The 20,847-nt window shown below is 53.3% G+C and carries 23 protein-coding genes and 1 pseudogene; 8 read left to right on the top strand and 16 right to left on the bottom strand.

Annotation, left to right across the window (positions count from 1 at the left end; translation table 11 throughout):
• Window positions 1–37: 37 nt before the first annotated feature.
• From rpsG to fkpA, 7 genes are all read right to left on the bottom strand, one after another.
• A complete protein-coding gene (rpsG, locus tag SK35_RS02060; RefSeq protein ID WP_003023657.1) occupies window positions 38–508 on the bottom strand; it encodes a 30S ribosomal protein S7 in 471 nt (156 codons plus the stop codon).
• 95 nt (window positions 509–603) lie between these two features.
• On the bottom strand, window positions 604–978 hold the full coding sequence (rpsL, locus tag SK35_RS02055; protein ID WP_003023654.1) for a 30S ribosomal protein S12: 375 nt from the start codon (window positions 976–978) through the stop codon (window positions 604–606).
• Between the two features lie 125 nt (window positions 979–1,103).
• Window positions 1,104–1,391 (bottom strand): sulfurtransferase complex subunit TusB, encoded by a 288-nt coding sequence (gene tusB, locus SK35_RS02050; protein ID WP_008786292.1) that lies wholly within the window; start codon window positions 1,389–1,391, stop codon window positions 1,104–1,106.
• 7 nt (window positions 1,392–1,398) lie between these two features.
• Complete coding sequence (gene tusC / locus SK35_RS02045) at window positions 1,399–1,758, bottom strand: sulfurtransferase complex subunit TusC (protein ID WP_003827771.1); 360 nt, start codon at window positions 1,756–1,758, stop codon at window positions 1,399–1,401.
• Window positions 1,758–2,144, bottom strand: coding sequence for a sulfurtransferase complex subunit TusD (gene tusD / locus SK35_RS02040; RefSeq protein ID WP_008786293.1), 387 nt, complete (start codon window positions 2,142–2,144; stop codon window positions 1,758–1,760). The genes tusC and tusD overlap by 1 nt, the downstream gene beginning before the upstream one ends.
• Window positions 2,144–2,866: a helix-turn-helix transcriptional regulator gene (locus SK35_RS02035; RefSeq protein ID WP_003023643.1), complete on the bottom strand. Its 723-nt coding sequence runs from the start codon at window positions 2,864–2,866 to the stop codon at window positions 2,144–2,146. Before SK35_RS02035 ends, tusD begins: the two co-directional genes overlap by 1 nt.
• A 167-nt stretch (window positions 2,867–3,033) precedes the next feature.
• Window positions 3,034–3,852: an FKBP-type peptidyl-prolyl cis-trans isomerase gene (fkpA, locus tag SK35_RS02030; RefSeq protein WP_003827768.1), complete on the bottom strand. Its 819-nt coding sequence runs from the start codon at window positions 3,850–3,852 to the stop codon at window positions 3,034–3,036.
• A 232-nt stretch (window positions 3,853–4,084) separates the two neighbouring features.
• Here fkpA and SK35_RS02025 point away from each other — a divergent pair, with 232 nt between their 5' ends.
• A complete protein-coding gene (locus SK35_RS02025; protein ID WP_003023639.1) occupies window positions 4,085–4,303 on the top strand; it encodes a protein SlyX in 219 nt (72 codons plus the stop codon).
• A gap of 113 nt (window positions 4,304–4,416) precedes the next feature.
• Here SK35_RS02025 and slyD read toward each other — a convergent pair whose 3' ends face one another.
• From slyD to kefG, 4 genes are all read right to left on the bottom strand, one after another.
• The gene (gene slyD / locus SK35_RS02020) at window positions 4,417–5,028 is read right to left on the bottom strand and encodes a peptidylprolyl isomerase (RefSeq protein WP_008786294.1); all 612 of its coding nucleotides are present in this window, start codon (window positions 5,026–5,028) and stop codon (window positions 4,417–4,419) included.
• A gap of 94 nt (window positions 5,029–5,122) precedes the next feature.
• Window positions 5,123–5,323, bottom strand: a complete 201-nt coding sequence (locus SK35_RS02015; protein ID WP_003023632.1) for a YheV family putative zinc ribbon protein — start codon at window positions 5,321–5,323, stop codon at window positions 5,123–5,125.
• Window positions 5,324–5,332: 9 nt separating this feature from the next.
• Window positions 5,333–7,138, bottom strand: a complete 1,806-nt coding sequence (kefB, locus tag SK35_RS02010; protein WP_003827759.1) for a glutathione-regulated potassium-efflux system protein KefB — start codon at window positions 7,136–7,138, stop codon at window positions 5,333–5,335.
• The gene (gene kefG / locus SK35_RS02005; RefSeq protein WP_003023629.1) at window positions 7,138–7,689 is read right to left on the bottom strand and encodes a glutathione-regulated potassium-efflux system ancillary protein KefG; all 552 of its coding nucleotides are present in this window, start codon (window positions 7,687–7,689) and stop codon (window positions 7,138–7,140) included. Before kefG ends, kefB begins: the two co-directional genes overlap by 1 nt.
• A gap of 132 nt (window positions 7,690–7,821) precedes the next feature.
• On the opposite strand from kefG, the gene SK35_RS02000 reads away from it, so the two are divergent.
• Window positions 7,822–9,723, top strand: a complete 1,902-nt coding sequence (locus SK35_RS02000; protein ID WP_003827754.1) for an ABC transporter ATP-binding protein — start codon at window positions 7,822–7,824, stop codon at window positions 9,721–9,723.
• Window positions 9,724–9,775: 52 nt separating this feature from the next.
• Here the strand turns inward: SK35_RS02000 and SK35_RS01995 are convergent, their stop codons facing one another.
• Window positions 9,776–11,266, bottom strand: a complete 1,491-nt coding sequence (locus tag SK35_RS01995; protein ID WP_048215423.1) for a nicotinate phosphoribosyltransferase — start codon at window positions 11,264–11,266, stop codon at window positions 9,776–9,778.
• Between the two features lie 14 nt (window positions 11,267–11,280).
• The gene (gene prs, locus SK35_RS01990) at window positions 11,281–12,141 is read right to left on the bottom strand and encodes a ribose-phosphate diphosphokinase (RefSeq protein WP_048215422.1); all 861 of its coding nucleotides are present in this window, start codon (window positions 12,139–12,141) and stop codon (window positions 11,281–11,283) included.
• 191 nt (window positions 12,142–12,332) lie between these two features.
• Here prs and SK35_RS01985 point away from each other — a divergent pair, with 191 nt between their 5' ends.
• From SK35_RS01985 to SK35_RS01970, 4 genes and pseudogenes are all read left to right on the top strand, one after another.
• Window positions 12,333–13,052, top strand: coding sequence for an NUDIX domain-containing protein (locus SK35_RS01985; RefSeq protein WP_008786298.1), 720 nt, complete (start codon window positions 12,333–12,335; stop codon window positions 13,050–13,052).
• A gap of 35 nt (window positions 13,053–13,087) precedes the next feature.
• Window positions 13,088–14,156: pseudogene (locus SK35_RS01980) on the top strand (hydrolase).
• A complete protein-coding gene (locus SK35_RS01975) occupies window positions 14,153–14,371 on the top strand; it encodes a YheU family protein (RefSeq protein ID WP_003023615.1) in 219 nt (72 codons plus the stop codon). Before SK35_RS01980 ends, SK35_RS01975 begins: the two are co-directional and overlap by 4 nt.
• Before the next feature lie 53 nt (window positions 14,372–14,424).
• The gene (locus tag SK35_RS01970) at window positions 14,425–15,294 is read left to right on the top strand and encodes a phosphoribulokinase (protein ID WP_003827751.1); all 870 of its coding nucleotides are present in this window, start codon (window positions 14,425–14,427) and stop codon (window positions 15,292–15,294) included.
• 93 nt (window positions 15,295–15,387) lie between these two features.
• On the opposite strand, the gene SK35_RS01965 is transcribed toward SK35_RS01970, so the two are convergent.
• On the bottom strand, window positions 15,388–15,795 hold the full coding sequence (locus SK35_RS01965; RefSeq protein WP_003827750.1) for an OsmC family protein: 408 nt from the start codon (window positions 15,793–15,795) through the stop codon (window positions 15,388–15,390).
• Between the two features lie 308 nt (window positions 15,796–16,103).
• Here SK35_RS01965 and crp point away from each other — a divergent pair, with 308 nt between their 5' ends.
• Window positions 16,104–16,736: a cAMP-activated global transcriptional regulator CRP gene (crp, locus tag SK35_RS01960; RefSeq protein ID WP_000242758.1), complete on the top strand. Its 633-nt coding sequence runs from the start codon at window positions 16,104–16,106 to the stop codon at window positions 16,734–16,736.
• 51 nt (window positions 16,737–16,787) lie between these two features.
• Window positions 16,788–18,875 carry a YccS/YhfK family putative transporter gene (locus tag SK35_RS01955; protein WP_008786302.1) on the top strand — a complete coding sequence of 696 codons (2,088 nt, stop codon included), beginning with the start codon at window positions 16,788–16,790 and terminating at the stop codon, window positions 18,873–18,875.
• A gap of 90 nt (window positions 18,876–18,965) precedes the next feature.
• Here SK35_RS01955 and argD read toward each other — a convergent pair whose 3' ends face one another.
• A complete protein-coding gene (gene argD, locus SK35_RS01950) occupies window positions 18,966–20,183 on the bottom strand; it encodes a bifunctional acetylornithine/succinyldiaminopimelate transaminase (RefSeq protein ID WP_008786303.1) in 1,218 nt (405 codons plus the stop codon).
• A gap of 85 nt (window positions 20,184–20,268) precedes the next feature.
• Complete coding sequence (gene pabA, locus SK35_RS01945; protein WP_048215421.1) at window positions 20,269–20,832, bottom strand: aminodeoxychorismate synthase component 2; 564 nt, start codon at window positions 20,830–20,832, stop codon at window positions 20,269–20,271.
• Window positions 20,833–20,847 lie beyond the last annotated feature (15 nt).

The raw sequence follows: 20,847 nt of genomic DNA, 5'->3' as shown, positions 1-20,847 counted from the left end.
TAGAAGCGCCCGCCTGGTGACTAAAACTCCGAAGGGATTACCAACGGTAGTGTGCGAACGCCTTGTTGGCTTCTGCCATACGGTGAACGTCTTCACGTTTCTTAACTGCAGTACCTTTGTTTTCTGCAGCATCAGAAAGTTCGTTCGCCAGGCGCAGAGCCATGGATTTATCACCGCGTTTACGAGCAGCTTCAACGATCCAACGCATTGCCAGAGCATTACGACGGACCGGACGGACTTCAACTGGTACCTGATAAGTAGAACCACCAACGCGGCGAGACTTAACTTCGACAGTCGGGCGCACGTTTTCGAGAGCTACTTCGAAAGCTTCCAGTTCGTTTTTACCAGAACGCTGAGCCAGGGTCTCCAGCGCGCTGTATACGATAGTTTCGGCAGTAGATTTTTTACCATCTACCATCAGGATATTTACAAATTTAGCCAGCAGTTCTGATCCGAACTTCGGATCCGGCAGAATTTTACGCTGACCAATGACGCGACGACGTGGCATGGAAATACTCCGTTGTTAATTCAGGATTGTCCAAAACTCTAAGAGTTTAGTTTGACATTAATATAAAACGTTTGGCCTTACTTAACGGAGAACCATTAAGCCTTAGGACGTTTCACGCCATACTTGGAGCGTGATTGCTTACGGTCTTTAACGCCGGAGCAGTCAAGCGCACCACGAACGGTGTGGTAACGAACACCCGGGAGGTCTTTTACACGACCGCCACGGATCAGGATCACGGAGTGCTCCTGCAGGTTGTGACCTTCACCACCGATGTAGGAAGTCACTTCAAAACCGTTAGTCAGACGAACACGGCAAACTTTACGCAGTGCGGAGTTCGGTTTTTTAGGAGTGGTAGTATATACACGAGTACATACGCCACGTTTCTGCGGGCATGCTTCCAGCGCAGGCACGTTGCTTTTTGCAACTTTGCGTGCACGTGGTTTGCGTACCAGCTGGTTAACTGTTGCCATTAAATAGCTCCTGGTTTTAGCTTTTGCTTCGTAAACACGTAATAAAACGACCTCATACAATATGAGGACGCAGAATTTTAGGTCGGTGTCGAAAAGGTGTCAAGAAATATACAACGATCCCACAATTACCAGGACATCTGGCTGGGATGCTTCACCGTAAGTCTGACGAAGTCAGTATAGCTAACCCTGACGACACTGTCTGAAATTTGACCACTCAAACCGCGAGCCTTAATGTCTTCTTCCAGTACATAGACCTTAATGGAGGCATTTTGCAGACTTTCAAGGAAACGGCTGCCTTCTATTGCCGCCGTCACGCCATCCTGGAGCAATAAAAGCTCATCGTCTTTATCTACCAGGCGAAGAAGAGAGGAGAAATCGGTAAGCCACGCGGAGCGATGTAGTGTGTGCAGCATGAGGGTCTCAAAACCTTAAAATGACGTCAAAGTTGCCTAACTCACGGCGTAAATCTTCCGGTTCAAGCGCTGTCGCATCGACCACAAAATTAACACCCTGCTGAAGGCCTCGCTCGCGTAATGAGGCAGCGCAGAGCCAACATTGATCGATATCGTACAACCCTAACAGCTTGAAGGTTGCGATATAGTCTCGCGCCAGCACGGCATCCGGTTGTTGTCCCTGGAGGATTTGAAAGACGCCATCGCCGATAAAAAACACGCCGAGGTCTTCCGTTAATGCAGATGTCGCTAGCAATGCATCTAATCCTTCACGGCCAGATGCGCTGCCATGCGGCACGGTAGAAAAGACAAAAGCAACACGTTTCATCAGAACTGCACCACGCGATCACAGGTCAGGGATGCCTCAGCCAGCGATCCAAGCCCGCTGAGGTTAAAACCTGATTGTAAATTAGCCCCTGCCAGTCCCAGACGCTTTGCCTCAGTTTCATCAACAACGCCGCGACGCAACGCCGCCGCCACGCAGATATTCAGCGTAACACCATGCTGTTGGTTCAGCTGTTGCCAGGCCCGCACCAGATCATATTCATCACTGGCGGGTGAAGTCAGTAAGTTGGCGTTATATACACCTTCTCGATAGAAAAAGACGCTGCATAACTCATGCCCTTCTTCGAGAAGCGCATGTGCAAATTGCAACGCGCTACTCGCCTGCTGCGTGCCATAAGCAGGCCCTGTCACCATGATGGCAAAACGCATTACTTGTCTTGCCCCTGGAAATCGCCGCTTTTGAACTGACGAATATAGAGGTAGACCGTATGTTTGGAGATGTTCAGCCGATCGGCGACCTGATTGATGGCATCTTTAATATCGAAGATACCTTTCTCATATAAATTCAGGACGATCTGGCGGTTCTTCGCGTTGTTGGAAACATTGCGATCGGCATTCACTTCTTCGATCGTGAATTCCAGCGTCTGGGTAACCAGATCTTCCACCGAAGAAGCGAAGTTGACGGCAGAGCCCACTTCCGGGGTTTCCGGTGGTATAAAGGTATTCATTATCTGCGAGAAAGGAACATCAAGGTTCATGTTGATGCACAGCAGACCAATCACGCGATGCTCACGGTTGCGAATGGCAATCGTCACCGACTTCATCAAGACACCGCTTTTCGCACGTGTGAAGTAACACTTCGACACGCTGCTATCCGCACCCGTCATATCATGCAGCATACGCAACGCAAGGTCGGTAATCGGTGAGCCAATTTTACGGCCCGTGTGTTCACCGTTAGCAATGCGGATGGCCGAGCATTTCAAATCCTGCAAAGAGTGCAATACGATTTCACAATGGGAACCAATGAGCATCGCCAACCCGTCCACTACCGCTTCGTAGGATTTGAGGATATCGAAGTCGGTTTGATCGAAAGGACGTTGATCCAGCAAATCTAGCTCACTGGTTTCGTTGGTTAAAAGCGACCTGGACATGAAAAAAAGCACTCCTTTTCAGGAGCCTGTCGTTATGTTGTCAGGGCAGGCTCATCACTATTATAGGGGCATCTAAAGTAATACAGCGCACAAGGCGCTTTCCAGTATTAATTATATCCTGTCGATAATAAAAAACCGCCGCCCTGTGGGCGGCGGTTTCTGTTAGCTTATTTTTTGCTGCTGTCTGCAGCTTTATCTGCCGGTGCAGCATCTGGCTGCGCGTCAGCTTTCGGTGCCGGTTTGATGTCTAACAGTTCAACATCAAAGACCAGCGTAGAGTTGGCCGGAATACCCGGGACGCCGGTTTTGCCGTAAGCCAGATCCGGTGGGATAACCAGCTGGATTTTGCCGCCTTTCTTGATGTTTTTCAGGCCTTCAGTCCAGCCAGGGATGACACCGTCAAGACGGAAAGACAGCGGCTCACCACGGGTGTAGGAGTTATCAAACTCTTTACCATCGATCAGCGTACCTTTGTAGTTGACTACCACGGTATCGCTGTCTTTCGGTGCAGCGCCAGTACCTTCTTTCTCTACTTTGTAGACCAGGCCAGTAGAAGAGGTTTTAACGCCTTTCTCTTTAGCAAATTTCTCGCGGTAAACTTTACCTTTGGCTTCGTTGTCAGCCGCGTCTTTTTCCATTTTCGCCTGAGCGGAGCTCTTCACGCGCGCTTCAAACGCCTGCAGAGTTTGTTCGATTTCCTGGTCAGACAGTTTGCTCTTGTCTGCAAACGCATCTTGAACACCAGCGATCAGCTGATCTTTATCCAGTTTGATGCCCAGTTTTTCCTGCTCTTTCAGAGAGTTTTCCATATAACGACCCAGGGACGCGCCCAGCGCGTAAGCGGCTTTTTGGTCGTCATTCTTGAATGCTGCTTTGCTGTCAGCAGTAGCGGCTGGTTTCGCAGCATCAGCAGCGAAGGTGATCGGGGCATGCAGAGCAACAGCCATTGTGGTCGCCAGCAGCGTTACTTTAAACAGTGATTTCATCCATATCTCCAGGGCCGGGGCATCTCACCCCAGGGTTAGCTAACATAAAAATGTACTATAAAGCGTTGCAGAACAAATCAACATACAGGCACGCCCTATTATCACCACTTTTCAGACTCTTTTTGTTTAAATTAGTTTCGTTACCGAAGATTGAGTGCTGTGCAAACAGGCAAAGTTAAGTAGAATTCGCCGCAGTCCGCGATCTGCCGGAGAAAAAAGAAAGAGGTGAATCATGCAGGATACAACAATGGAAACTCGCCTGGCTGAACTGGAAAGTCGCCTGGCATTTCAGGAGATCACCATTGAAGAGCTCAACGTGACGGTGACCGCGCATGAACTGGAAATGGCCAAACTGCGCGACCATCTGCGTCTGCTGACGGAAAAGCTCAAAGCAACGCAGCCGTCCCACATTGCGTCGCAGTCTGAAGAGACCCCGCCGCCACATTATTGAGACGTAAAAAAAGCGGGGATATCCCCGCTTTTTTGTGCCGGATGACGACGTAAACGTCTTATCCGGCCTACGGTAGGCCTGATAAGCGTAGCGCCATCAGGCAATCATACCGATCAGTGGCAACCGCAGCCGCCGCCGTTACCTTTACCGCCACCGCCGCAGCAGCCTTCGCCGCCGTGCTCGTGACCATGGTCGTGACCGTGGCCGTGACCACCGCAGCAACCGTCATGACCGTGGTCATGATCGTGGTCGTGACCGTGCGCACCGTGAACGTGGCCGTGAGCCAGTTCTTCTTCGGTCGCTTCGCGGATAGCAACAACTTCTACGTTGAATTTCAGATTCTGGCCAGCCAGCATGTGGTTACCGTCAACCACAACGTGGTCGTCTTCCACTTCGGTAATTTCTACCGGTACTGGACCCTGGTCAGTTTCAGCCAGGAAACGCATGCCAACCTGCAGTTCGTCAACGCCCATGAAGACGTCTTTAGGAACGCGCTGCACCAGGTTTTCGTCGTACTGACCGTATGCGTCGTTTGCGCCAACAGCAACATCGAATTTGTCGCCAACTTCGTGACCATCCAGCGCTGTTTCCAGGCCAGAAATCAGGGAACCGTGACCATGCAGGTAGTCCAGCGGTGCACTCACCGGAGACTCATCAACCAACACACCGTCTTCTGTACGTACCTGATAGGCCAGGCTGACCACCAGGTCCTTTGCTACTTTCATGATATCTCCTGAGCATGGAAAGAATAGTGGCGCAGATTGTAGCGGAATTCTGCACCCGTGTACCCTCTAGCTTAAAAAAAGCTGCGCCATATCGCTAGTCCGGATGAAAAATCCCGATCACTTGCTCTTCTTTGCGAACGTGCTCGCGCGCCTCTTTATCGGCTTCCCGCATCTGATGACCGCACTTAACACACTCAACAATATCGATATTATTTTCGCGCCACATCGCCAGCGTATCCTGCGACTGGCAGGACGGACATTTTGCACCTGCGATAAAACGTTTACGAATTGCCATGGTTATCCTCTACTCAAATTCATCCCAGCCATCCAGCTGACGTCGCTCTTGCTGCATCTCTCGTTGGAAAATTTCCTCCAGCTCGCGCCGGGCTTCCCTGGCTCGAGAGATTTGTACCGTATCTGTATGCATGGGGATCAGTTCCCGCAGCATGCGCATATCCAGCCGCCGAAAATGCAGCTGAGCGCGCTGAGCCTGGTGCGGATGCATTCCCAGTGTAACCAGCGTTTTACGCCCCAACTCCAGCGCACTGGAGAACGTTTCGCGGGAAAACTGCGTCACACCAGCCTGTAATAACTCATGCGCCTCTACACGTCCGCGCGCTCGCGCAAGAATATGCAAATGCGGAAAATACTGTTGGCACAGTTCCACCAGTTTCATGGTGTCTTCAGGCTCATTACAGGTAATAACAATAGATTGCGCCGCCTCTGCCCCTGCGGAGCGCAACAGTTCCACCTGCGTGGCATCACCGTAATAAACCTTATAGCCATATTTACGCATCAGATTCACCGCGCTGATATCCCGCTCCAAAACGGTAATGCGCATTTTATTGGCCATCAACAGGCGACCAATAACCTGACCAAAACGCCCAAACCCCACCACAATCACCTGCGGTTTATCATCTTCCACCCAGGGTTTTTCGTCTTCCTCATCCGTGCCGTTAAACTGGCGGGAGAGCCATTTATCAATCAACTTCATCACCAGCGGCGTGGTCATCATCGACAGCGTGACGGTCACCAGCAGCAACGCCATTTGGTCGCCCTGAAACAGCCGTTGCGAGGATGCCGTTGAAAACAGCACGAAAGCGAATTCACCACCCTGACTTAAAACCCCGGCAAATTGCATCCGTTCAGAGCTTCTCATGCCGTTAAGACGCGCCAGCACATACAACACCAGCATTTTTACGACCACCAGCACGATCACGCTCGCTGCCACCCACAGAATATGGGTGTAGAGCACGCCGAGGTTGAGCGACATGCCAACGGAGATAAAAAACAGCCCGAGCAACAGGCCTTTAAACGGATCGATTGCCGTTTCCAGCTCATGTCGGTATTCGCTTTCCGCCAGCAGCACGCCCGCGATAAACGTTCCCAGCGCCATTGACAGCCCCAGCGCATCCATAAATAGAGCAGACCCCAGCACCAACAGCAGCGTGGCAGCGGTGAACACTTCCCGCACGCCAGAATCCGCAATAAAGCGGAAAACCGGACGCAGCAAATAGCGACCGCCAATCAGCATGCCGGCAAAGGCCAGCACCTTCATTCCCACTTTGATCCAGTCAAAATGTTCGTCAGCAGAACCCGCCAGCAGCGGAACCAGCGCCAGCGCGGGGATCACCGCCAGATCCTGAAACAGCAGTACCGAAAAACCCAGTTGTCCGGATTCACTGCGGTTCATGCCTTTTTCGCGCATCAACTGTAGCGCCATAGCGGTAGATGACATCGCCAGACCAATGCCGCCAACCACTGCCGCCTGCCAGGAGAACGCAGTGAGCATCAATAATCCGGCCAGCACCACCGCGCTCAGCATCACCTGCGCGGCACCGACGCCAAAAATTGAACGCCGCAGTTGCCACAGTTTGGCGGGATTAAGTTCCAGCCCAATTATGAACATTAGAAAGACTACGCCCAGCTCGGAAAAATGCAGGATTTCATCCACATCGCTGATGAACCCTAATCCCCACGGGCCGATAGCAATACCCGCCAGCAAGTAACCCAGCACCGGACCGATACCCAGCTTTGAGGCCAGGGGAACTGCAGCCACCGCCGCGAAGAGGAACAACACTCCTGCTGTCAATAAATCAGAACCTTCCATCAGCGGCCTCCCACAGGGATCGGATTCGCCAGCCAGTCACCATACGCTTTCGCATGGCTGTCCAGCTCCTGCTTCGTTTGCCGTCTGGCCCAGTAAACGATAATTGGGCTCATCCAGTGCATGCGGCACATACCGGCCGTTAGCTCGAAAGGACGCAGCACATCGCTCATTGGATAACGGTTTAGCGCGTCATAGCGGTAGGCACTTTCCGGTTCTCCGGTAGTGATAACGCTACGCCAGTACTTTCCCGCCAGTTGATTCCCTCCGGGACCGCTGGCAAATCCGCGGCTCAGTACGCGGTCAAGCCATTCCTTTAACAGCGCCGGACAGCTATAGGTATAGAGTGGGTGCTGAAAAACAATCACATCATGCTCACGCAGCAGCGCCTGTTCATGCGGAATATCGATAAAAAAATCAGGATAGTGCGCGTAAAGGTCGTGCACGGTAACATTGCTGAGCTGCATGGCCGGTTTAAGCAGAACACGGTTCGCGACCGAGTCCTGAGATTCCGGATGGGCATACAGCAGCAAGACTTTCGCTGGCTGGAACATCATCCCCCTCCCGGTTTTGTCTTTTGTCTATTTTCGACGTTTTGGGCTACCATTGCGCCTCGGTGCGGCAAACGGCCCGCACATTACATTATCATAATGATAAATTAACATAGTCTGAACATACGGCGCCTTATGATTGTTTTCTCATCGTTACAAATTCGTCGCGGCGTGCGCGTCTTGCTGGACAATGCCACGGCCACCATTAATCCTGGGCAGAAGGTTGGCCTGGTGGGTAAAAATGGCTGCGGTAAATCTACCCTGCTGGCATTGCTGAAAAATGAACTCAGCGCCGACGCTGGAGGATTTACCTATCCGGGAAACTGGCAGCTCGCGTGGGTGAATCAGGAAACGCCTGCATTGCCACAGCCCGCGCTGGAGTACGTCATTGACGGCGACCGCGAGTATCGTCAACTGGAAGCGCAGTTGAACGACGCCAACGAACGTAACGATGGACATGCCATTGCCACTGTCCATGGCAAGCTGGATGCCATCGACGCCTGGACCGTGCGCTCACGCGCCGCCAGCCTGCTGCATGGCCTCGGCTTCTCCAACGAACAGCTTGAGCGCCCGGTCAGCGACTTCTCCGGTGGCTGGCGTATGCGTCTCAACCTGGCCCAGGCGCTGATTTGCCGTTCAGACCTACTGCTGCTCGATGAACCCACCAACCACCTCGATCTCGACGCGGTGATCTGGCTGGAAAGATGGCTGAAAAGCTATCAGGGCACGCTGATTTTGATCTCCCACGATCGCGACTTCCTCGATCCGGTGGTAGATAAAATTATTCATATCGAACAGCAAACCATGTTCGAGTACACCGGCAACTACAGCGCGTTTGAAATCCAGCGTGCGACCCGCCTCGCACAGCAACAGGCTATGTACGAAAGCCAGCAGGAGCGCGTGGCGCATCTGCAAAGCTATATCGATCGTTTTCGCGCCAAAGCAACGAAAGCGAAGCAGGCACAGAGCCGTATCAAAATGCTGGAACGCATGGAGCTGATTGCCCCAGCGCACGTGGACAACCCGTTCCACTTCAGCTTCCGTGAGCCGGAAAGCCTGCCAAACCCGCTGCTGAAGATGGAAAAGGTTAGCGCAGGCTACGGCGATCGCGTCATTCTCGATTCGATCAAACTGAATCTGGTGCCGGGTTCCCGCATCGGCCTGCTCGGTCGCAACGGCGCGGGTAAATCGACGCTGATTAAGCTGCTGGCCGGCGAACTGGCCCCAATCAGCGGTGAGATTGGCCTGGCGAAAGGCATCAAACTGGGCTACTTCGCGCAGCACCAGCTGGAGTTTTTACGCGCCGATGAATCACCCATTCAGCATCTGGCACGCATGGCGCCGCAGGAACTGGAGCAGAAACTGCGTGACTACCTGGGTGGATTCGGCTTCCAGGGCGATAAAGTCAGCGAAGAGACACGCCGCTTCTCCGGTGGCGAAAAAGCGCGTCTGGTACTGGCGTTGATCGTCTGGCAGCGCCCTAACCTGCTGCTGCTCGATGAACCAACCAACCACCTGGACCTGGATATGCGTCAGGCGCTGACCGAGGCGCTGATCGATTTTGAAGGCGCGCTGGTTGTCGTCTCGCACGACCGTCACCTGATCCGCTCCACCACCGACGACCTCTATCTGGTACACGACAAGAAAGTCGAGCCGTTTGATGGCGATCTGGAGGATTATCAGCAGTGGCTGAGCGATGTCCAGAAACAGGAAAACCAGGGCGACGAACCGGCGAAAGAGAGCGTTAACAGCGCCCAGGCGCGTAAAGACCAGAAGCGCCGCGAAGCGGAACTGCGCTCCCTGACGCAGCCGCTGCGTAAAGAGATTACCCGTCTGGAAAAAGAGATGGAGAAACTGCACGCGCAGCTGGCGCAGGCGGAAGAAAAACTCGGCGACAGCGAACTGTACGACCAAAGTCGCAAAGCCGAACTTACCGCCTGTTTGCAGCAGCAGGCCAGTGCGAAATCCGGGCTGGAAGAGTGTGAAATGGCCTGGCTGGAGGCTCAGGAACAGCTTGAGCAGATGCTGGCCGAGTAGTCATCATTGCCGGATCCGACGCCAACACGTCTCATCCGGCATTTTTGTTGAATTATCCCTGTGTCGCCAGACGCTGGCGGATTTCTTCGAAATGCTCGCGGTTACACAGCTTGCCGTTGAGAAAACGAGTTTTCAGCTCCCCTTCCTGCTCTTGCTCCCAGGTCTGTTCGTCATGCAGACGCAGTTCCCCTTGCTCATCACGTGTGACGCGAAGCAGACCACGGGCTGAACGTTTCAGACCATTATCAGTTTTCGGTTCTTTAAAAATCGTCCGGCCTTTGCCGTCGACTTCTCCCCACGTCGCTTTCATCGCAAAACCAAAGGTGTCACGTGTGTTGTATTGATAAGTAAAAGAACCAACGCCAAACACGACGTTTGAACTGGCAAATCCTTTCGCTTCCAGACGACGCAGGATCTCATTCGCTCGCTCAAGGGTGATGGAGTCGCCATAAATCAGTCCGACATGCGGGTCGAGCACCTTGTAGCCTTTGGCGTTAATCGTGCCGCCAAAAATCTCCCACAACACTTCCACAGACCCTTTCTCCTGAGCGGAACGATCGCTGCTTGTATCGTCATCTTCGCCAGTACCACACAGGATCTCCACCGGGTTGCCGCTATCCGGACGGAATACCACCCGACCTTCACGCGCCAGAATGATGTTCTTCAGTTCGCGGGTATATTCCGTCAGCACCTGCCAGTAGTCCCAGGTATCAGAGACTATCGATACAAATCCTTGCGGGTAGAGATCGGCAATCAGGCGGCGGAAGGTTTCAATTTCATGCTCGCGCTCACCCATACACATCACGCTGTGTTCGGTAGCCGGAATGCTGGCGCCGATAAAATAGGGCTCGCCGTCGGTGTAGTAATCGCGAGCGTACAGCAGAGATGGAATACTGTCGGTCCCTTTAAAGCTTAACAAATGCCCACTGCCCGCCTGCATGGTGTCCTGTAATCCGGACATACCGCGAAATGAAAAGTCATGGCACTGGAAGTCAAGGTGCGTCAGGTCGCTACAGGTTTGCTCTGCCCAGCGAGCGCAGATTTTGCGGTAGTGGTGAGCTATCGTGGCATTTGTTGACGCCTTCCACAGCTCCGCCGACAGCACGGTCTCCAGGTAATTCACCAGCCAGAAAAACTCAGGTTGGGTGTTGATGATAGTTAAAACCGGTACCGCCATCGGGACTTTGCTGCCTTCATCCAGCGCCTTAATGTGCAGCGGCAGATAGCCCAACTGATGCAGTGCACGAATATGGTCCACCGCCACCGCATCTTTGCCCAGATAGCTGTCCATGACCTGTTTGTATTCGCTGACCACCTCGTCTTCCGGGCGGGCAAAGAACGCCTCATTAAACAGGTCGACTAAAAACCACTGCATAAAACCCTGCAGGCCGAAGAATACCAGTTTGCCATCCGCCAACGGCGAGGAGAAAAAGCGATCGCTGCGCGGGGTAAAGTTGGAATACACGCGATGGGTACCCTGTGGATACTGTACGCGATGAGAAACTTTGTAGCCGTCGATAGCCAGAATCGGGTTCATTTTCATAATCAGTCTCTCCCTCAGGCGCGGTAAATCGCGTCAATGTCGATAAGCTCAAGCTGCGGATGTACCAACGCAGGGGCAGTTAAAGAGGTGGTGGTGTAGATAGCATCAATACCGTTTGCAAACAGGTGATCAACGCCCTTAGAAAAGATACCGTGGGTGACATACAGGCTGACACTGCGGGCGCCAGCATCACGTAACACCTGTGCAGAGCCTATAAACGTACCGCCTGCGTCACACAGATCGTCAACAATCAGCAGATCCCTACCCCTGACGTCTCCGGCCAATAACGCAAATCCCGTCAGGCTGCCGCTTGCCACATCACGTTTTTTACTCAGGATGGCGTACTGCTCCACACCGGCTACTCTGGCTACAGCATCAATCTTCTTCAGCGATCCCGCATCGGGAGCAACCAGCATCAGCGCGTTTTGCTGAAACAGCCGCGATAATGACTCGCTTTGCATCAGGCAGACCTCCTGGGGGATCGCCACAAAGTTGTCGATTGCAGCCGCCGCCGCATCGCTGTGCGGGTCGAGCACGTTGACCTTGTCAAATTTCAACGTATTGAGCTGACTGGCGAAGACTTTCAGCGCAAAGCTGTCACCCGATACCATATGTCTGTCCTGACGCGCCCACGGCAGCCAGGGAAGGTCGAGATGGCTGACCAGTACATCGGTCTGATGACGTACCGCCTCAACCAGTTGCGCCAGCAGCATAAAATCGTTCATATCACGCATAGCCGTGGCACGGATGCGCATCAGGCGAGCAAAGGTTGGCAACGCATCGGTGACTTTTAACCAGACAGCACCATCAGGAAAAACACCGCTGGCAACGGCATAGGTCTGGTCGTCCAAAGTTAGTGTCAATTTTATGTTCATCGCGCTCACCCCTCAATTGTGTCCCTTCGACACAATTAATAATGTCCCTGTGACACATATTAAGCAAGCATAAAATGAATTATTTTTAAGGCGTGAGCTAATCCACTGATAAGCAATAAGAAAAAACGAACCTTGCCCCCCGGTGTCGGGCTGGTACACTTGTCAGCGTTACAAATCATCGTGAGTACCTTATGACCACCGAAGCCGACTACCTGAATCAGTACGATGCCAGCCGCTTCCCTTCACCTCTGGTGACGGTAGATAGCGTGTTATTTACCCTGCATCAGCAGGCGCTGTGCGTATTACTGGTCGAGCGGGCAAATCAGCCGCAAAAAGGGCGTTGGGGATTACCCGGCGGCTTTATTGATATCGAAAACGATGATTCAACCCGCGCCACCGCGCTGCGCAAACTCACCGAAAAAACAGGCGTTTCGCCTTCGTGGCTGGAACAACTGGATACCTTTTCCGGCCCTGATCGTGACCCGCGCGGCTGGAGCCTGACGGTCACCTGGTTTGCACTAATCGCCTGGGTAGACTGCGCGCCCCATATCGCCAGCGTCAGCAATGCCCGTTGGGTGCCGGTTGATGAACTGAAAAACTATTCACTCGCGTTTGATCACGAGAAAATCATTACCGCGGCGCTACACCGCTTACGGCAAAAAACGATGTACTCGCTCCTGCCCGTATACTGCTTGCCGGAAACATTTACCCATGGGCAACTGCTCGAAGCCACCGAGGTGATCCTCGGTCAGTCGATCCAGCGTAAAAGTCTGATTCGTCGCTTTGAAGCGTCAGGAATGTTTGAAGATACCGGAGAAAGCGTGGCGACAGGGACGCGTAAAGCCCGCCTGTGGCGACGTAAACCCAACGTCGATTTTCATCTTTTCTCGCGTAACCTGCTGACTGACTAGCGACAAAATCACATATTGGCTAACCCGCACGCGCTGTGCGCGGTATAGTTATTCTTTCCGATTATTAATTGCTCCGGTGTTATGGTTGAAATCACGTCCACAGAAATGACCCCACCTACCGACGATTCGCGAGAATTCCGCCCGATGCGCGGTATCAGTAACCGCCATCTGCAGACGATGCTGCCGCGTTTAATTCGCCGCAAGGTGAAGTTCGACGCCCACTGGCAGCGTCTGGAATTGCCTGACGGTGATTTCGTCGATCTGGCGTGGAGTGAAGATCCGCAACAGGCGAAACACAAACCGCGCCTGGTGGTTTTTCACGGTTTGGAAGGTAGTCTGAACAGCCCCTACGCACATGGCCTGATTGAAGCGGCGCAAAAGCGCGGCTGGCTGGGCGTGGTAATGCATTTTCGCGGTTGCAGCGGCGAACCCAATCGTCTGAACCGCATTTATCACTCCGGTGAAACAGAAGATGGCACCTGGTTTTTACACTGGCTGGAGCGTGAGTTCGGTCGCGTACCGACCGCGGCGGTAGGTTATTCACTCGGTGGAAACATGCTGGCTTGCCTGCTGGCAAAAGAAGGCAACGATATTCCGATAGATGCGGCGGTTATCGTTTCTGCACCTTTCGTGCTGGAAGCCTGTAGCTACCATATGGACAAGGGCTTCTCCCGGGTCTACCAGCGCTACCTGCTCAATCTGTTGAAAGCCAATGCCTCACGGAAGCTTGAAGCTTATCCAGGTTCGTTGCCGGTGAGTCTGGCCCAGTTGAAATCTTTGCGCCGCATTCGCGATTTTGACGATCTAATCACCGCCAAAATCCACGGTTTCGCCGATGCTATAGACTATTACCGCCAGTGCAGCGCCATGCCGTTGCTCAATCGGATCGCCAAACCAACGCTGATTATCCATGCGAAAGACGATCCGTTTATGGATCATCATGTGATCCCGAAACCGGAAAATCTGCCCTCACAGGTGGAGTACCAGCTTACTGAACACGGCGGCCACGTCGGATTTATAGGTGGCACGGTGCGCCGTCCTGAGATGTGGCTGGAATCAAGAATCCCGGATTGGCTGACAACGTATCTGGAGGCATCATCATGATTATCCCCTGGCAAGATATCTCCCCGGACGCGCTGGACAATTTGATTGAAAGCTTTGTCTTGCGCGAAGGCACCGATTATGGTGAACATGAACGCTCGCTCGAACAAAAAGTCGCCGACGTCAAACGCCAACTACAATCAGGTGAAGCCGTGCTGGTGTGGTCTGAACTGCATGAAACGGTCAACATTATGCCGAGGAAGCAGATTCACGAGTAATCCGTAGCCGCCGGCCGACTTTACTATAATTACAACCATTTCATGGAGTTGTTATGTCTGCCAAACATCCGGTGATTGCGGTAACAGGATCCAGCGGCGCGGGGACCACCACCACCAGCCTCGCGTTTCGTAAAATTTTCGCGCAGTTAAATCTGCGCGCCGCCGAGGTGGAAGGTGACAGTTTTCATCGCTATACCCGTCCAGAAATGGACATGGCGATTCGCAAAGCGCGCGATGCCGGGCGGCATATCAGCTATTTTGGCCCTGAAGCTAATGACTTCGGCTTGCTGGAACAAACCTTCATCGAATACGGTCAGACGGGCAAAGGCCAGTCGCGAAAATATCTGCACACTTACGATGAGGCCGTACCATGGAACCAGGTTCCGGGGACATTCACGCCCTGGCAGCCGCTGCCTGAACCGACGGATGTACTGTTCTACGAAGGGCTGCACGGCGGTGTTGTCACCCCGCAGCAAAACGTGGCCCGGCATGTCGATCTGCTGGTTGGCGTGGTACCTATCGTAAACCTGGAATGGATCCAGAAGCTGACCCGCGATACCAGCGAGCGTGGACATTCGCGTGAAGCGGTGATGGACTCGGTGGTGCGTTCAATGGACGATTACATCAATTACATCACGCCGCAGTTTTCCCGGACGCATATTAACTTCCAGCGCGTACCGACCGTCGATACCTCCAACCCCTTTGCCGCTAAGAGCATTCCATCACTGGATGAAAGCTTTGTCGTGATTCATTTTCGTAACCTGGAAGGGATCGACTTCCCGTGGTTACTGGCCATGTTGCAGGGATCATTCATTTCCCATATCAATACGTTAGTCGTACCTGGCGGCAAGATGGGTCTGGCGATGGAATTGATTATGCTGCCGCTGGTACAGCGACTGATGGAAGGTAAGAAGATAGAGTGATGTGGTCTTTTGCCGGATGGCGGCTGATGCCTTATCCGGCCTACGTGTTTATATCCTGTAGGCCTGATAAGTGAAACGCCATCAGGCATGACATCACGCAGCAGCAACCACTTCATAGGAATGGGTAATATTCACTGCCTTTTCCAGCATCAACGCCACGGAGCAGTATTTTTCCGCTGAAAGATCGACGGCGCGGGAGACTGACGCATCTTTCAGATCGTTACCCGTTACGATGAAATGCAGGTTGATGTGGGTAAACAGGCGCGGTGCTTCATCACGACGCTCTGAAGTCAGTTTCACTTCGCAGTTGGTCACATCCTGACGACCCTTTTGCAGGATCGATACCACATCAATTGCGCTACAACCGCCGGCAGCCATTAATACCATTTCCATCGGGCTCGGCGCTTTATCACCGGAGTTACCGTCCATCAAAATTTGGTGGCCAGAGGCGGACTCACCGAGGAAGGTTAACCCCTCAACCCACTTTACACGCGCTTGCATATTTCGTAACTCCAATGTTTCAATTTTCCTGACAGATTACGCGCACATAACAATTCTCGCAACGGAAGGCGACCTGCGTCATGCTGAAGCGAGACACCAGGAGACACACGGCGAAAGCTATGCTAAAACAGACGGGATGCTACAGTAATACATTGACGTACTGCATGTATGCAGAGGACATCACATTACAGGCTGCAGTATATTTTTGACAGCCCCTTTCCCAGGTAGCGGGAAGCATATTTTTGCAAACCCAGAGGCAGCGTCGTTTTCTGGCTCTGGAGACAGCTTATAACAGAGGATAACCGCGCATGGTGCTTGGCAAACCGCAAACAGACCCGACTCTCGAATGGTTCTTGTCTCATTGCCATATTCATAAGTACCCATCGAAGAGCACGCTGATTCACCAGGGTGAAAAAGCGGAAACGTTGTATTACATCGTTAAAGGCTCCGTGGCAGTGCTGATCAAAGATGAAGAAGGGAAAGAAATGATCCTTTCTTATCTGAATCAGGGCGATTTTATTGGTGAATTAGGCCTCTTCGAAGAAGGTCAGGAACGTAGCGCCTGGGTACGTGCCAAAACCGCATGTGAAGTCGCTGAAATTTCCTACAAAAAATTTCGCCAATTAATCCAGGTCAACCCGGATATTCTGATGCGCCTGTCTTCTCAGATGGCTCGTCGTCTGCAGGTCACGTCTGAAAAAGTGGGCAACCTTGCCTTCCTCGACGTAACCGGTCGTATCGCGCAGACTCTGCTGAATCTGGCGAAACAGCCTGATGCGATGACCCACCCGGACGGCATGCAGATTAAAATCACCCGTCAGGAAATCGGCCAGATCGTTGGCTGCTCCCGTGAGACCGTCGGTCGTATTCTGAAGATGCTGGAAGATCAGAACCTGATCTCCGCACACGGTAAGACCATCGTCGTCTACGGCACGCGTTAACCCCATCGAAGTGGCGCGTTACCCAGTAATGCGCCACTTTTGTTTACTCCGATGTGGCGAAGACTGATATACCACCCAGAGATCAACTACGCACTACGACAAACGCTGGTGCTATGTTTACCTGTGGCTGTTGGTCTGATCATCGGTCAGCTTCATTTGGGGCTTCTCTTTTCCCTCGTCCCTGCCTGCTGCAACATTGCCGGTCTTGATACCCCGCACAAGCGCTTTTTCAAACGCTTAGTCATTGGTGCATCGCTGTTTGCCGGGTGCAGCTTGATCATGCAGCTACTGCTTGCGCAAACTATACCGCTACCATTGATCCTCACCGGCCTGACGCTGATTCTTGGCGTAACCGCCGAGCTAAGCCCCTTGCATGCGCGATTACTGCCAGCCTCGCTTATCGCGGCGATTTTCACGCTCAGCCTGGCCGGGAATATGCCCGTCTGGGAGCCGCTGCTGATCTACGCGCTGGGCACGTTATGGTACGGCCTGTTCAACTGGTTCTGGTTCTGGATGTGGCGCGAGCAACCGCTCCGTGAATCGCTCAGCTTGCTGTACCGTGAATTAGCCGATTACTGTGAAGCCAAGTACAGCATGCTGACCCAGCATGCCGACCCAGAAAAAGCGCTGCCTCCCCTGCTGGTTCGCCAACAAAAGGCGGTGGATCTGATTACCCAGTGTTATCAGCAAATGCATATGCTGTCGGCACATCACAACAACGAATACAAACGCCTGCTGCGTGCCTTTCAGGAGGCGCTGGATTTACAGGAGCATATTTCCGTTAGCCTCCACCAGCCAGAAGAAGTGCAAAAACTGGTTGAGCGTAGCCACGCAGAGCAGGTAATTCGCTGGAACGCGCGAACCGTCGCCGAACGCCTTCGGGTACTGGCCGATGATATTTTGTATCACCGCTTGCCGACCCGTTTCTCGATGGAAAAGCAGATTGGCACGCTGGAGAAAATCGCCAGGCAGCATCCGGACAATCCGGTGGGGCAATTTTGCTACTGGCACTTCAGCCGTATTGCCCGCGTGCTACGGACCCAGCGCCCGCTGTATGCCCGTGACTTAATGGCTGACAAGCAGCGTCGGTTGCCGCTGATCCCTGCCCTGAAAAACTACCTGTCGTTGAAATCCCCAGCGCTGCGCAATGCCGGACGCATCAGCGTTATGTTGAGTATCGCCAGCCTGATGGGCAGCGCTTTACACCTGCCAAAGCCTTACTGGATTTTGATGACAGTCCTGTTTGTTACGCAAAATGGCTACGGGGCGACCCGGGTGCGCATCTTACACCGTTCCGTAGGTACGCTCGTTGGACTGGTTATTGCCGGCGTCACGTTGCACTTTCATATTCCCGAAGGTTTCACGCTGGCGGCCATGCTGCTGATCACCCTGGTGAGCTATCTGATCATCCGTAAAAACTACGGCTGGGCTACCGTCGGTTTTACGGTAACGGCGGTATACACCCTGCAACTGCTGACGCTGAACGGGGAAGAGTTTATCGTGCCGCGGTTTGTCGATACGGTCATTGGCTGCTTAATCGCCTTTGGCGGCACGCTCTGGCTGTGGCCACAGTGGCAGAGCGGTCTGCTGCGTAAGAACGCCCACGATGCGTTAGAAGCCGACCAGGAGGCAATTCGTCTGATCCTCAGCAACGATCCACAGGCCACGCCGCTGGCGTATCAACGCATGCGCGTCAACCAGACGCAAAACACGCTGTTCAACTCGCTGAACCAGGCAATGCAGGAGCCGGGATTTAACTCGCACTACCTTGCAGACATGAAACTGTGGGTCACGCACAGCCAGTTCATCGTTGAACACATCAACGCGATGACCACGCTGGCAAGGGAACATACGATGCTGACGCCGGATTTGGCGCAGCGGTATCTGGAGTCCTGTGAAATTGCGCTCCAGCGCTGTCAGCAGCGGCTGGAATATGATGGGCCGGGAAGCTCGGGAGATGTGAATATTCTCGAAGCGCCAGAGATGCTGTCCCATGGTCCGTTAAGCACCCTTGAGCAGCATCTGCAGCGGGTTCTTGGGCATCTGAACACCATGCATACCATTTCGTCGGTAGCATGGCGTCAGCGACCGCACCACGGGATCTGGCTGAGCCGCCGACTACGGGACATGAAAGGTTAAGAGATTTGCCGGATGCGCTACGCTTATCCGGCCTACGAATCACACCTTACCCTGTAGGCCGGATAAGGCGCTCGCGCCGCTATCCGGCAATCAGCCCACCACCTTCGCTACCGCCTGCGCGAAACGTTGCATTCCTTCATCGATATCCGCCTGCTCCACTACCAGCGACGGTGCGAAACGCATCACGTCCGGCCCGGCGTTCAGCACCATCACCCCTTCGTGCGCGGCGGCATAGAGGAAATCGCGCGCCCGGCCTTTAAACTGCGGCTTCAGCTCAGCGCCAATCAGCAGCCCCATCCCGCGAATATCGCTGAAAATATCGAACTGTTGATCAATCTTGTGCAAATGCTGGACAAACGCCTGACGCCTGGCCTGAATCCCTCCCAGCACGTCCGGCGTGTTGATGATATCAAACGCTGCCCCCGCTACCGCGCAGGCCAGCGGGTTACCGCCGTAAGTGGAGCCGTGCGAACCCACGTGGAACGCGGAGGCAATCTCCTGAGTGGTCAACACCGCGCTTACCGGGAAGCCGCCACCGAGCGCCTTCGCGCTGGTGAGGATATCCGGCGTCACGCCGTAGTGCATATAGGCAAACAAATCGCCGGTACGCCCCATTCCACTCTGCACTTCATCAAATACCAACAGCGCCTGGTGCTGGTCACAAAGTTCACGCAAACCTTGCAGGAATTCCGGCGTAGCCGCAGTGACGCCACCCTCTCCCTGAATAGGCTCAACGACCACCGCGCAGGTGTGATCGTCCATCACCGCTTTGACCGCATGCAGATCGTTAAACGGGACATGGATGATATCCGCCGGTTTTGGCCCAAAGCCGTCGGAGTATTTCGGCTGCCCACCAACGGACACGGTAAACAGCGAACGGCCGTGAAACGCATTATGGAAGGCAATGATTTTGGTTTTGAACGGACTATGACGCACGCAGGCATAATGGCGCGCCAGCTTAAAGGCGGTTTCGTTGGCTTCAGTACCGGAGTTCATGAACAGCACGCGCTCGGCAAAGGTCGCATCAATGATTTTACGGCCTAAGCGCAACGCCGGTTCGTTGGTAAATACGTTGCTGGTATGCCACAGGGTTTCGCCCTGGGTTTTTAACGCCTCAACCAATGCCGGATGGCAATGCCCTAACGCGGTCACTGCAATGCCGCCCGCGAAATCAACATACTCTTTGCCCTGTTGATCCCACACTCGACTCCCTTTTCCTTTTACCGGGATAAACTCAGCCGGTGCATAAATCGGCAGAATCACTTCATCGAATGTCGCGCGCGTAATTGCAGTTTGTTCAGTTGCCATGTCATTACCACCCTGTTAAGCAGAAACGCCAGTGAAATTATAATCACAAAATATGAATAAAAAATCACTGAATAGCAACTACAAATCAGCGATTGAGAAAATTAGCCAGCAGCTGATGCCCCTGTTCGCTGAGAATACTCTCCGGGTGAAACTGTACCCCTTCCATATCCCACTCGCGGTGACGAATGCCCATAATCTCCTGCGTTTCACTCCAGGCCGTCACCTCAAAGCACTCGGGAAGCGTCTCAGGGGCAACCACCAGAGAGTGGTAGCGCGTCACCGTTAATGGGTTAGCGAGTCCCTGAAAAACACCCTGCCCGGTATGGGTAATCGGCGAGATTTTACCGTGCATCACTTTAGCCGCCCGAACTACGCTCGCGCCAAAGGCCTGCGCCATCGCCTGGTGGCCAAGACAAACACCCAACAAGGGGAGCTTACCGGCGAAATGACGAATAACCTCCAGTGAGATACCGGCGTCATCCGGCGTGCATGGCCCAGGGGAAATCACGATTTTTTGCGGGTTCAGCGCGTCGATTTGCGCCAGCGTCAGCTCGTCGTTGCGCCGGACAAGGACATCAGCGCCCAGTTCGCAGAAGTATTGGTACAGGTTCCAGGTAAAAGAATCATAGTTATCAATAAGCAGGATCATGGCGGCTCCGGTACA

Origin of the sequence: Citrobacter sp. MGH105 (assembly GCF_001037485.2) — a bacterium.
Lineage (GTDB): Bacteria > Pseudomonadota > Gammaproteobacteria > Enterobacterales > Enterobacteriaceae > Citrobacter > Citrobacter portucalensis.
Note: the sequence above shows the minus strand (reverse complement) of the source record. Positions and strands in the feature narration are given on the sequence as shown.